This window comes from Pseudomonas aeruginosa, from assembly GCF_001457615.1.
GTDB classification, from domain to species: Bacteria; Pseudomonadota; Gammaproteobacteria; order Pseudomonadales; family Pseudomonadaceae; genus Pseudomonas; species Pseudomonas aeruginosa.
This window is the reverse complement of record NZ_LN831024.1, coordinates 4,461,540-4,473,819: the sequence shown is the minus strand read 5'-3', so window position 1 is coordinate 4,473,819 and position 12,280 is coordinate 4,461,540. Positions and strand designations below refer to the sequence as shown.

15 protein-coding genes are annotated in these 12,280 nt (G+C 62.4%); 13 read left to right on the top strand and 2 right to left on the bottom strand.

Annotated features, from left to right (window positions below; translation table 11 throughout):
• The first annotated feature begins 404 nt into the window (after positions 1-404).
• Complete coding sequence (locus tag AT700_RS20510) at positions 405-833, top strand: HIT family protein (protein ID WP_003107742.1); 429 nt, start codon at positions 405-407, stop codon at positions 831-833.
• Positions 834-1,043 carry a SlyX family protein gene (locus tag AT700_RS20505; RefSeq protein ID WP_003086099.1) on the top strand — a complete coding sequence of 70 codons (210 nt, stop codon included), beginning with the start codon at positions 834-836 and terminating at the stop codon, positions 1,041-1,043.
• 48 nt (positions 1,044-1,091) lie between these two features.
• Here the strand turns inward: AT700_RS20505 and AT700_RS20500 are convergent, their stop codons facing one another.
• Together AT700_RS20500 and AT700_RS20495 are read right to left on the bottom strand one after the other, a co-directional pair.
• Complete coding sequence (locus AT700_RS20500; protein ID WP_003106665.1) at positions 1,092-1,706, bottom strand: cold-shock protein; 615 nt, start codon at positions 1,704-1,706, stop codon at positions 1,092-1,094.
• A gap of 215 nt (positions 1,707-1,921) precedes the next feature.
• The gene (locus AT700_RS20495; protein WP_003086103.1) at positions 1,922-2,392 is read right to left on the bottom strand and encodes a Dps family protein; all 471 of its coding nucleotides are present in this window, start codon (positions 2,390-2,392) and stop codon (positions 1,922-1,924) included.
• 439 nt (positions 2,393-2,831) lie between these two features.
• Here AT700_RS20495 and aspS point away from each other — a divergent pair, with 439 nt between their 5' ends.
• The 11 genes from aspS to pal all read left to right on the top strand — a co-directional run bounded on the left by aspS (position 2,832) and on the right by pal (position 12,279).
• Entirely contained in the window at positions 2,832-4,607 is a 1,776-nt protein-coding gene (gene aspS, locus AT700_RS20490; RefSeq protein ID WP_003123218.1) for an aspartate--tRNA ligase, read from the top strand.
• Positions 4,608-4,673: 66 nt separating this feature from the next.
• Entirely contained in the window at positions 4,674-5,420 is a 747-nt protein-coding gene (locus AT700_RS20485) for a YebC/PmpR family DNA-binding transcriptional regulator (RefSeq protein ID WP_003086107.1), read from the top strand.
• 84 nt (positions 5,421-5,504) lie between these two features.
• Positions 5,505-6,029, top strand: coding sequence for a crossover junction endodeoxyribonuclease RuvC (gene ruvC, locus AT700_RS20480; protein ID WP_003112575.1), 525 nt, complete (start codon positions 5,505-5,507; stop codon positions 6,027-6,029).
• 16 nt (positions 6,030-6,045) lie between these two features.
• Positions 6,046-6,651 (top strand): Holliday junction branch migration protein RuvA, encoded by a 606-nt coding sequence (gene ruvA, locus AT700_RS20475; RefSeq protein ID WP_048521348.1) that lies wholly within the window; start codon positions 6,046-6,048, stop codon positions 6,649-6,651.
• A gap of 10 nt (positions 6,652-6,661) precedes the next feature.
• Positions 6,662-7,720, top strand: a complete 1,059-nt coding sequence (ruvB, locus tag AT700_RS20470) for a Holliday junction branch migration DNA helicase RuvB (RefSeq protein WP_003086123.1) — start codon at positions 6,662-6,664, stop codon at positions 7,718-7,720.
• Between the two features lie 52 nt (positions 7,721-7,772).
• Positions 7,773-8,219 carry a tol-pal system-associated acyl-CoA thioesterase gene (ybgC, locus tag AT700_RS20465; protein WP_003086124.1) on the top strand — a complete coding sequence of 149 codons (447 nt, stop codon included), beginning with the start codon at positions 7,773-7,775 and terminating at the stop codon, positions 8,217-8,219.
• A 1-nt stretch (position 8,220) separates the two neighbouring features.
• Positions 8,221-8,916, top strand: a complete 696-nt coding sequence (gene tolQ / locus AT700_RS20460; RefSeq protein ID WP_003086125.1) for a protein TolQ — start codon at positions 8,221-8,223, stop codon at positions 8,914-8,916.
• Between the two features lie 22 nt (positions 8,917-8,938).
• Positions 8,939-9,379, top strand: a complete 441-nt coding sequence (gene tolR / locus AT700_RS20455) for a protein TolR (protein ID WP_003086126.1) — start codon at positions 8,939-8,941, stop codon at positions 9,377-9,379.
• 2 nt (positions 9,380-9,381) lie between these two features.
• The gene (gene tolA, locus AT700_RS20450; protein WP_003117096.1) at positions 9,382-10,425 is read left to right on the top strand and encodes a cell envelope integrity protein TolA; all 1,044 of its coding nucleotides are present in this window, start codon (positions 9,382-9,384) and stop codon (positions 10,423-10,425) included.
• Positions 10,422-11,720 carry a Tol-Pal system beta propeller repeat protein TolB gene (gene tolB, locus AT700_RS20445; RefSeq protein WP_003086128.1) on the top strand — a complete coding sequence of 433 codons (1,299 nt, stop codon included), beginning with the start codon at positions 10,422-10,424 and terminating at the stop codon, positions 11,718-11,720. The genes tolA and tolB overlap by 4 nt, the downstream gene beginning before the upstream one ends.
• Positions 11,721-11,772: 52 nt before the next feature.
• On the top strand, positions 11,773-12,279 hold the full coding sequence (gene pal / locus AT700_RS20440; RefSeq protein WP_003111417.1) for a peptidoglycan-associated lipoprotein Pal: 507 nt from the start codon (positions 11,773-11,775) through the stop codon (positions 12,277-12,279).
• The last annotated feature ends 1 nt before the right edge of the window (position 12,280 follow it).

Here is a 12,280-nt window from a genome sequence, read left to right as displayed (position 1 = left end):
ATGAAAGAGGTATAAGCAAACTCCGTGCACAAATTGGAAAATGGCTTCGCCTATGTATTCCAGTTGGTCTCTTCGAGAGCGAGGCTATTCTGTTTGAAAGCAAACGAATTATGCTTTGAAACCTGATTGTAATCCGTCTGCTTCAAGGGTTGGTTGCCATCGAGTTGTCTGTGGCGAATGCGTTTGTATCCACGGCATGTCTTATGTTCGGCGTCGCGCTGTATTCATTTGGCCGGCATCTTATGGGGCGTTCGGCTGGAGAGGCGCGCCAAGCTGGGGCGGGCGGATGTGTGGGCTTGCTTTGGCCGGGCGGCGAAGTATCCTGCGCGGCAGTTACGGCGGGGCCCTTCCCGGAGGGAGGGGCTAAGCTGTCCATGAACGACGGTCGAACAGGAGAGGTCAGTATGTTCGCTTTGGATCCCCGGCTGGAGCAGGACACCCTGTTGCTCGGCGACTTTCCCCTCAGCCGCCTGCTGCTGATGAACGATGCCCGCTATCCGTGGTTCATCCTGGTGCCGAGGCGGGAGGATGTCACCGAGCTGTTCCAGCTCGATGTCGATGACCGGCAGGCGCTGTGGCGCGAGGCCACGCTGCTGGCAGAGGTCCTCAAGGACACCTTCCGTGCGGACAAGATGAATGTCGCTAACCTGGGCAATGTGGTCAGCCAGCTTCACATGCACGTGATCGTCCGGCGACGTGGTGACGACGCCTGGCCCGGCCCTGTCTGGGGGCGCCATCCGGCTCGGCCTTATTCTTCCGAGCAGGTCGAGGCGATCCGCGGCAAGTTGCGGATGGTGCTGACCGACGGCTTCCGTTTTGCCGGGGAGGCCTAGATGGAGCTGGACGCGCGCATGGATGACCTGGAATGCCGCCAGGCTTTCCAGGATGACACTTTGCAGGCTCTCAACGATGTGGTGGTCGAGCAGCAGCGCAGCATCGAGCGACTGCAGCTTCAGGTCGCGGCATTGATCAAGCGTCTGGAAGACGTCCAGGGGCTGGTGGGCGAGGCGGGGGAAGACGAAGCGCCTCCTCCCCATTATTGAATGCACAAAAAACCCGCCGTTCGGCGGGTTTTCTGTTTTTCGCGGCGGTCAGCGGCGGGAGGCGATCACGTCTTCCGCCTGCAGGCCCTTGTCCCGTTGTACCACCGAGAACTCCACGCGCTGGCCTTCGATGAGGATGCGGTGGCCTTCGCCGCGAATCGCTCGGAAGTGGACGAAGATGTCCTCGCCCGAATCGCGGGAAATGAAGCCGAAACCTTTTGAGGTGTTGAACCACTTCACGGTACCGGTCTCCCGGTTGCCGCTGTCCTGGCTGCCGCCGAGGGCTGCCGGGGCGCTGGCGCTGCGCGAGACCGGTTTGCCGGGTTTCAGGCTGCCCGCCAGTTGCAGGGCCGTGGCCAGCACCAGGCTTAGCAGGGGCAGGACGATCGCCGGCTGGTCGGCGATGGTCGGCAGCGGCGCCAGCAGGATCAGTGCCTGCAGGACGACGCCCAGGACCAGCAGGGCGGCTGCGCCGGCCTGCAGCGGGCGGGTTGGATGTGACGATTGCAGTACGGGAGCGAAGAGCAGGTTGATCAGGCCCAGAATGGCCAGGTAGATGGCATCGGGATGTTGCAGGAAGGGTGTGGCTTCGGTTCTTAGGCTGGGAATGAAGGACAGCAATAGGGCGGCGACGCCCGTGACCAGAAGGACGATTTTCAACATGTCAATGAGTTCACCTTGATGGGGTAACGATCAAGTAGCCGGACAGCGCTTCGGTGCATGAAACGAAAGGTGCGGAAGGACGGCCGGCCTATGCGCGTGACGCACGGCGGCTATTTAACAGGAAAGCAGGAGGCTACTCAAATCAAGCGGTTGGCGCCGGAGGGGGGAGGGCGGGACCCTGAGGCGGGCCCCGCTTTCTATCGAGCGATCGACGATCAGCTGGCAAGAAGGCTGCGCAACATCCAGGCGGTCTTTTCATGCACCTGCATACGTTGGGTGAGCAGGTCGGCGGTGGGTTCGTCGCTGACCTTGTCCAGCAGCGGGAAGATGCTGCGGGCGGTGCGCACCACGGCTTCCTGACCCTGGACCAGTTGCCGGATCATCTCCTCGGCTTCCGGAACGCCTTCCTCCTCCTTGATGGACGAGAGGCGGGCGTAGGCGGCGTAGGTGCCGGGCGCCGGGAAGCCCAGGGCCCGGATGCGCTCGGCGATGTCGTCTACGGCAACGGCCAGTTCGGTGTACTGGCCTTCGAACATCAGGTGCAGCGTGTTGAACATCGGGCCGGTGACGTTCCAGTGGAAGTTGTGGGTTTTCAGGTAGAGGGTGTAGGTGTCGGCCAGTAGCCGCGACAGGCCCTCGGCAATGGCTGCGCGATCCTGTTCGCCGATTCCGATATTGATTTCCATGGCGTTCTCCTTTCAGTCGGCCTTGTGAATGGGGCACTCCGAAACAGTTGGAGTGAGGCTAACACAGGGTTTTTCCCAGCGCTCTTGGTCTATGTCAAAGGCGGCGATAGGGAGAATCTATTCCGACTGCCCGGTCAAGCGAATGGTTCGCAGGGGGAGGCGAAATGCTTCCGTTCAACGGCCTGGCTTCCCGCGTGACAGGCCGGCGGGGCTGGCTGCAAGCCATGGATTTTTCAGGCTATAATCCCCGCCTTCAATGCGAAGTGAGCCCGGATGCGGGTGCTTCGCCGTTGCCGTTCACCGGGCAGCGCGGGAGATGTCCTTCCGGGGGCGTACCGATGGTTCCGGTGCTCGGTCAGGGCCGGCGAGAGCCCGGCAATGGTCGCCAGGCAGCCGGCGGCTCCACAGAATCCAAGACTTACGAGAAGCGAACCACACCATGATGCGCAGCCACTATTGCGGCCAACTGAACGAGAGCCTGGACGGCCAGGAAGTCACCCTTTGCGGTTGGGTTCACCGCCGCCGCGACCATGGTGGAGTGATCTTCCTCGATGTGCGCGATCGCGAGGGGCTGGCCCAGGTGGTGTTCGATCCGGACCGTGCGGAAACCTTCGCCAAGGCCGACCGGGTGCGCAGCGAGTTCGTGGTGAAGATCACCGGCAAGGTGCGCCTGCGCCCTGAAGGCGCGCGCAACCCGAACATGGCGTCTGGCTCCATCGAGGTACTGGGCTACGAACTGGAAGTGCTGAACCAGGCCGAGACTCCGCCGTTCCCGTTGGATGAATACTCCGATGTGGGCGAGGAAACCCGCCTGCGCTACCGCTTCATCGACCTGCGTCGTCCGGAGATGGCCGCCAAGCTGAAGCTGCGCGCGCGCATCACCAGCAGCATTCGCCGCTACCTGGACGACAACGGCTTCCTCGACGTCGAGACCCCGATCCTCGGCCGGCCGACGCCGGAAGGCGCGCGCGACTACCTGGTGCCGAGCCGTACCTACCCGGGCCACTTCTTCGCCCTGCCGCAGTCGCCGCAGTTGTTCAAGCAACTGCTGATGGTCGCCGGCTTCGATCGCTACTACCAGATCGCCAAGTGCTTCCGTGACGAGGACCTGCGTGCCGACCGCCAGCCGGAATTCACCCAGATCGACATCGAGACCAGCTTCCTCGACGAGAGCGACATCATCGGCATCACCGAGAAGATGGTGCGCCAGCTGTTCAAGGAAGTGCTGGATGTCGAGTTCGACGAGTTCCCGCACATGCCGTTCGAAGAGGCCATGCGCCGCTACGGTTCGGACAAGCCCGACCTGCGCATCCCGCTGGAGTTGGTGGACGTCGCCGACCAGTTGAAGGAAGTGGAGTTCAAGGTCTTCTCCGGTCCGGCCAACGATCCGAAGGGGCGTGTCGCCGCCCTGCGTGTGCCGGGCGCCGCCTCCATGCCGCGCAGCCAGATCGACGACTACACCAAGTTCGTCGGCATCTATGGTGCCAAGGGCCTGGCCTACATCAAGGTCAACGAGCGCGCCAAGGGCGTGGAAGGTCTGCAGTCGCCGATCGTGAAGTTTATCCCCGAGGCCAACCTGAACGTGATCCTCGATCGCGTTGGCGCGGTCGACGGCGACATCGTGTTCTTTGGTGCCGACAAGGCCAAGATCGTTTGCGATGCCCTGGGCGCGCTGCGTATCAAGGTCGGCCATGACCTCAAGCTGCTCACCCGGGAGTGGGCGCCCATGTGGGTCGTGGACTTCCCGATGTTCGAGGAGAACGACGACGGCTCGCTGTCCGCGCTGCACCACCCGTTCACCTCGCCCAAGTGCACCCCGGCCGAGCTTGAGGCCAATCCGGGCGCGGCGCTTTCCCGCGCCTACGACATGGTGCTCAACGGTACCGAGCTGGGTGGCGGTTCCATCCGTATCCATGACAAGTCCATGCAGCAGGCGGTGTTCCGTGTGCTGGGCATCGACGAGGCGGAACAGGAAGAGAAATTCGGCTTCCTGCTCGACGCGCTCAAGTACGGTGCGCCGCCGCATGGCGGCCTGGCCTTCGGCCTGGATCGCCTGGTCATGCTGATGACCGGTGCATCGTCTATCCGCGAAGTGATCGCCTTCCCGAAGACCCAGAGCGCTGGCGACGTCATGACCCAGGCACCGGGTTCCGTGGACGGCAAGGCCCTGCGCGAGCTGCACATTCGCCTGCGCGAGCAGCCGAAGGCCGAGTGATTCGAATCAACCCGCGGAGGCGCCGCTTGCGGCGCCTCCTGCCGAGAGAGCAATACGGAGTGAGTTATGGCTGGTCATTCTAAATGGGCCAACATCAAGCACCGCAAAGAGCGGCAAGATGCCAAGAAAGGCAAGATCTTTACCAAGCTGATCCGTGAGCTGACCGTCGCTGCAAGGCAGGGCGGCGGCGTCCCGGCGGACAACCCGCGTCTGCGCCTGGCCGTGGACAAGGCGCTGACCGCCAACATGACCCGCGATACCATCGATCGTGCCATTGCGCGCGGCGTCGGCTCCAACGATGCCGACAACATGGTCGAGCTTTCCTATGAAGGTTATGCGCCGAGCGGCGTAGCGATCATCGTCGAGGCGATGACCGACAACCGCAACCGTACCGCTGCCGAAGTGCGTCATGCCTTCAGCAAGTGTGGCGGCAACCTGGGCACCGATGGTTCGGTCGCCTACATGTTCGAGCGCAAGGGACAGATCAGCTTCGCTCCCGGCGTGGACGAGGAAGCGCTGATGGATGCGGCCCTGGAGGCTGGCGCCGATGACGTGGTAGTCAACGACGATGGCTCCATCGACGTGTTCACCACCTTCGCCGACTTCATTTCGGTGAACGAGGCGCTGGCCGCCGCCGGATTCAAGGGCGACGAAGCCGAAGTCACCATGATCCCTTCGACCACCGCGACCCTGGACCTGGAAACCGCGCAGAAGGTGCTCAAGCTGATCGACATGCTCGAGGACCTGGACGACGTGCAGAACGTCTATTCCAATGCCGATATCCCGGACGACGTGATGGCGCAGCTCGGCTGAGCCGATCGGAGCGATAACGCGAAGCCGGAAGTGGGGTACGCTTGATGCGTTCGAACCCCGCTTCCGGCTTTTAGTATCCAGCTTATGACTTTGATTCTAGGGATTGACCCGGGCTCGCGCATCACCGGCTTCGGCGTGGTGCGGGAAACGGCGCGCGGTTGCGAATACGTGGCGTCCGGATGTATACGGACCGGTAATGGCCCCTTGCACGAGCGTCTACACGTGGTGTTTCGCAGCGTCCGCGAGGTGATCCGCACCCATGGCCCGACGGCCCTGAGCATCGAGCAGGTGTTCATGGCGCGCAACGCCGATTCGGCCCTGAAGCTGGGGCAGGCGCGGGGGGCGGCCATCGTCGCGGCAATGGAGGAGGGGTTGAGCGTGGCGGAGTACACCGCCTCGCAGGTCAAGCAGGCAGTCGTGGGGACCGGCGGTGCAGACAAGCAGCAGGTGCAGATGATGGTCATGCATCTGTTGAAGCTGACCCAGAAACCGCAGATAGATGCTTCCGACGCCCTGGCCATCGCCCTGTGTCATGCCCATACCCAACAGAGTCTGGTCCCCCATGGCCTGGTGGGCGCACGCCGACGTGGCGGGCGCCTGCGTCTTTGAATAAGGAAAGCTCTTCGTGATCGGACGCTTGCGTGGCACCCTGGCGGAGAAACAGCCGCCACACCTGATCCTCGATGTGAATGGCGTCGGCTATGAAGTGGAAGTGCCGATGACGACCCTCTATCGGTTGCCTTCGCTGGGCGAGCCGGTGACCTTGCATACCCATCTGGTTGTGCGTGAGGATGCGCACTTGCTCTATGGCTTCGCCGAAAAGCGCGAGCGAGAGCTGTTCCGTGAGCTGATCCGGCTCAACGGCGTGGGTCCGAAACTGGCCCTGGCGCTGATGTCGGGCCTGGAAGTGGACGAACTGGTGCGTTGCGTCCAGGCACAGGACACCTCCACCCTGGTGAAGATCCCCGGTGTTGGCAAGAAGACCGCCGAGCGCCTGCTGGTGGAGTTGAAGGACCGCTTCAAGGCTTGGGAAAACATGCCCACGATTGCACCGTTGGTGATGGAACCCCGTGCCAGCGCTACAGTCTCAAGCGCCGAGGCCGATGCAGTCAGCGCGCTGATCGCCCTCGGCTTCAAGCCACAGGAAGCCAGTCGTGCCGTCGCAGCCGTACCGGGAGAGGATTTGTCCAGCGAAGAAATGATCCGCCAGGCCCTGAAGGGCATGGTCTAGGTGGCGCCCGATGATCGAGCCTGATCGCCTCATATCCGCCGTTTCCGGTCGCGAACGCGATGAGCAGCTGGACCGTGCCATTCGCCCGCTGAAGCTGGCCGACTACATCGGCCAGCCCAGCGTGCGCGAGCAGATGGAGCTGTTCATCCATGCCGCGCGCGGCCGCCAGGAGGCGCTCGACCATACGCTGATCTTCGGTCCGCCGGGGCTGGGCAAGACGACCCTGGCGAATATCATCGCCCAGGAAATGGGCGTTTCCATCAAGAGTACTTCCGGGCCGGTGCTCGAGCGTCCCGGCGATCTCGCCGCGTTGCTGACCAACCTGGAGGCCGGCGACGTCCTGTTCGTCGACGAGATCCACCGTCTTTCGCCCATCGTCGAAGAAGTGCTGTATCCGGCCATGGAAGATTTCCAGCTGGACATCATGATCGGCGAAGGGCCCGCGGCCCGCTCCATCAAGCTGGACCTGCCGCCGTTCACCCTGGTCGGCGCGACCACCCGTGCCGGCATGCTGACCAATCCACTGCGCGATCGCTTCGGTATCGTCCAGCGCCTGGAGTTCTACAACGTCGAGGACCTGGCGACCATCGTCAGTCGGTCGGCCGGCATTCTCGGCCTGGAGATCGAGCCGCAGGGCGCGGCGGAAATCGCCAAGCGCGCCCGCGGTACGCCGCGAATCGCCAATCGCCTGCTGCGCCGGGTACGCGACTTCGCCGAGGTCCGGGGGCAGGGCGACATTACCCGGGTGATCGCCGACAAGGCATTGAACCTGCTCGATGTCGACGAGCGTGGCTTCGACCACCTCGACCGTCGTCTGTTGCTGACCATGATCGACAAGTTCGATGGCGGGCCTGTAGGAATCGACAACTTGGCTGCGGCGTTGAGCGAGGAGCGGCACACGATCGAAGATGTACTGGAGCCCTATCTGATCCAGCAGGGCTACATCATGCGGACACCGCGGGGGCGCGTGGTAACACGCCATGCGTACCTGCACTTTGGCCTGAATATTCCGAAAAGGTTGGGGCCGGGGGTGACGACGGATCTGTTCACGTCTGAAGATGGTAATTAATTGCATTTGTGGGCGATTGCCGATTGGCAAAGCCGGGACTTGGTTCTAGAGTATGCGCGCGCAACACGGGGGAAAGCCGTTCCAGCAGCGTTTCCGGGTCTATTACGAGGACACGGATGCCGGCGGCATCGTCTATTACGTCAACTATCTCAAGTTCATGGAACGGGCTCGGACCGAGCGGCTGCGAGCTTTGGGGTTCGCCCAATCGCAACTGGTCGGCGACAATCTGCTGTTCGTCGTGCACTCCGCCGAGGCGCGTTACCACGCCCCGGCCAAGCTCGATGATGAACTGCTTGTCAGCGCCGAGGTCGAGGAGTTGAACCGGGCGAGCCTGAAGTTTCGTCAACAGGTTCGTCGAGCGTCGGACTCCGTCCTGCTCTGCGAGGGGCGGTTCCTGGTGGCGTGCGTGCGAGCGGACACCCTGAAGCCACGTGCTATCCCCGAAACGTTGCGTGCGGCTTTTGCCGGAAGCCCGGATTCTTTTTCAGCAGGAGATTAAAGTGGAACCGAACGTCGTCGACCATACCTCCATGTGGAGCCTGATCAGCAACGCCAGTATCGTGGTGCAGCTGGTCATGCTGACCCTCGTGGCCGCCTCGGTCACATCCTGGATCATGATTTTCCAGCGCGGCAATGCCATGCGCGCCGCCAAGAAGGCACTGGATGCTTTCGAAGAACGCTTCTGGTCGGGCATCGACCTGTCCAAGCTGTACCGCCAGGCCGGTAGCAATCCGGACCCGGACTCCGGCGTCGAGCAGATCTTCCGTGCCGGCTTCAAGGAGTTTTCCCGTCTGCGCCAGCAGCCCGGCGTCGATCCCGATGCGGTGATGGAGGGCGTGGCGCGCGCCATGCGTGTGGCCATCTCCCGTGAGGAGGAGAAACTCGAAGCCAGCCTGCCATTCCTGGCAACCGTCGGTTCCACCAGCCCGTACGTCGGCCTGTTCGGTACCGTCTGGGGTATCATGAACTCCTTCCGTGGCCTGGCCACCGTGCAGCAGGCAACCCTGGCCACCGTCGCCCCGGGTATCGCCGAAGCGCTGATCGCTACCGCCATCGGCCTGTTCGCCGCGATCCCGGCGGTCATCGCCTACAACCGCTTCTCCGCACGTTCTGAGATGCTGATCGGTCGTTACTACACCTTCGCCGACGAGTTCCAGGCCATCCTGCACCGCAAGGTGCACACCAGCGACGACTAAGACGACTGAGAGGTAAGCCGATATGGCAAGGGTTCGTCACAAGCGCAAGCCGGTCGCGGAAATGAACGTAGTGCCTTACATCGACGTGATGCTGGTACTGCTGGTGATTTTCATGGTGACCGCACCGATGCTCAACCAGGGGGTCAAGGTCGACCTGCCGAAGGTGTCCAGCGAGGCGTTGCCTCAGGACAACAACAAGCAGGTCCTGACCCTTTCGGTGAAGGCCGACGGTTCCTATTACTGGAACGTCGGCAGCGAAGTGGATACTGAAAAACAGACCGATAGTGCCGTGTCGTTGGAACAGATGACCGATGCAGTCACCAAGATCATGAGTGCCCGTCCGGACACCCAGGTATTCATCCGCGGCGACAAGGCGGTGAACTATGGTGCGGTGGTTGGCGCCATGGGTGCCTTGCAGCAGGCCGGTGTGCCCAACGTCGGGTTGATTACCGAGGCCCCCTGATCTTGAAGCAACAGTTCGAGCGCTCGCCTTCCGAGAGTTATTTCTGGCCCGTCGTCCTGGCGGTGGTCCTGCACGTTCTGATCTTCGCCATGCTGTTCGTCAGCTGGGCGTTTGCTCCGGAGCTTCCTCCCTCCAAGCCGATCGTGCAGGCCACGCTCTACCAGCTCAAGTCGAAGAGCCAGGCGACGACCCAGACCAACCAGAAGATCGCTGGCGAGGCGAAGAAGACCGCCTCCAAGCAATACGAAGTCGAGCAGCTCGAACAGAAGAAGCTCGAGCAGCAGAAACTCGAGCAACAAAAGCTGGAACAGCAGCAGGTCGCTGCTGCGAAAGCGGCGGAACAAAAGAAGGCTGACGAGGCTCGAAAGGCCGAGGCCCAGAAAGCCGCCGAGGCGAAAAAGGCCGATGAAGCCAAGAAAGCTGCCGAGGCCAAGGCCGCCGAACAGAAGAAGCAGGCTGACATAGCCAAGAAGCGCGCCGAGGACGAGGCCAAGAAAAAGGCCGCTGAGGACGCCAAGAAAAAGGCAGCCGAGGACGCGAAGAAGAAAGCGGCCGAGGAGGCCAAGAAGAAGGCTGCTGCGGAAGCGGCGAAGAAGAAAGCCGCCGTCGAGGCCGCCAAGAAAAAGGCCGCCGCCGCTGCCGCGGCAGCCCGCAAGGCTGCCGAGGACAAGAAGGCGCAGGCATTGGCCGAGTTGCTTTCGGATACGACCGAGCGCCAGCAGGCCCTGGCCGACGAGGTGGGCAGCGAGGTCACCGGCAGTCTCGACGACCTGATCGTCAACCTGGTGAGCCAGCAGTGGCGGCGTCCTCCATCGGCGCGTAATGGAATGAGCGTAGAAGTACTGATCGAAATGCTGCCGGACGGTACCATCACCAATGCCAGCGTCAGCCGTTCGAGTGGCGACAAGCCTTTCGACAGTTCGGCGGTGGCGGCGGTGCGCAACGTCGGCCGTATTCCCGAGATGCAGCAATTGCCGCGGGCTACCTTCGACAGCCTGTATCGTCAGCGCCGCATCATCTTTAAACCGGAGGATTTGAGTCTGTGAGTACCCTGATTCGCATTGCGCTGTTCGCCCTGGCCCTGGTGGCAGGTGCTGCGCAGGCTGCCGACCCGCTGGTGATCTCCAGCGGTAACGACCGTGCCATTCCCATCGCCGTGGTGCCGTTCGGCTTCCAGGGGGGCAACGTGTTGCCGGAAGACATGTCCAATATCATCGGCAACGACCTGCGCAACTCCGGCTACTTCGAGCCGCTGCCCCGGCAGAACATGATCAGCCAGCCGGCGCAGGCCAGCGAAGTGATCTTCCGTGACTGGAAGGCAGTTGGCGTCAACTACGTGATGGTCGGCAACATCGTGCCTGCCGGCGGACGCCTGCAGGTGCAGTACGCATTGTTCGATGTCGGCACCGAGCAGCAGGTCCTGACCGGCAGCGTGACCGGCAGCACCGATCAGCTCCGCGACATGTCGCACTACATCGCCGACCAGTCGTTCGAGAAGCTCACCGGTATCAAGGGCGCGTTCTCCACCAAGATGCTCTATGTCACCGCCGAGCGTTTCTCGGTCGACAACACCCGCTACACCTTGCAGCGCTCCGACTACGACGGCGCCCGCCCGGTGACCCTGCTGCAGTCGCGCGAGCCCATCGTGTCGCCGCGCTTCTCGCCCGATGGCCGCCGTATCGCCTATGTCTCCTTCGAACAGAAGCGCCCGCGTATCTTCATCCAGTACGTCGATACTGGCCGTCGTGAGCAGATCACCAATTTCGAGGGCCTGAATGGCGCTCCGGCATTCTCCCCTGACGGCAACCGCCTGGCCTTCGTCCTGTCGCGCGACGGCAACCCGGAAATCTACGTCATGGACCTTGGCAGCCGCGCCCTGCGCCGCCTGACCAACAACCTGGCGATCGATACCGAACCCTTCTGGGGCAAGGACGGCTCTACCCTGTACTTCACCTCGGACCGTGGCGGCAAGCCGCAGATCTACAAAATGAACGTGAACAGCGGTGCCGTGGACCGGGTAACCTTCATCGGCAACTACAACGCCAACCCGAAACTCTCGGCCGACGAGAAGACCCTGGTAATGGTCCACCGCCAGCAGGGCTACACCAACTTCCAGATCGCCGCCCAGGACCTCCAGCGCGGCAATCTGCGGGTGCTGTCGAACACCACTCTGGACGATTCGCCCACTGTTGCGCCCAATGGCACCATGCTAATCTACGCCACCCGCCAGCAGGACCGGGGCGTGCTGATGCTCGTATCCATCAACGGACGCGTACGGATACCTCTCCCTACCGCTCAGGGCGATGTGCGCGAGCCTTCCTGGTCCCCTTACCTGAACTGACGGTCGCCAACGGTTACAAACTTATACACTGGGGTTCATTAGGAGTTACATGATGGAAATGCTGAAATTCGGCAAATTTGCTGCGCTGGCTCTGGCCATGGCTGTGGCTGTGGGTTGCTCCTCCAAGGGCGGCGATGCTTCCGGTGAAGGTGCCAATGGCGGCGTCGACCCGAACGCAGGCTATGGCGCCAACAGCGGTGCCGTTGACGGCAGCCTGAGCGACGAAGCCGCTCTGCGTGCGATCACCACCTTCTACTTCGAGTACGACAGCTCCGACCTGAAGCCGGAAGCCATGCGCGCTCTGGACGTACACGCGAAAGACCTGAAAGGCAGCGGTCAGCGCGTAGTGCTGGAAGGCCACACCGACGAACGCGGCACCCGCGAGTACAACATGGCTCTGGGCGAGCGTCGTGCCAAGGCCGTTCAGCGCTACCTGGTGCTGCAGGGCGTTTCGCCGGCCCAGCTGGAACTGGTTTCCTATGGTAAAGAGCGTCCGGTCGCTACCGGCCACGACGAGCAGTCCTGGGCTCAGAACCGTCGCGTCGAGCTGAAGAAGTAAG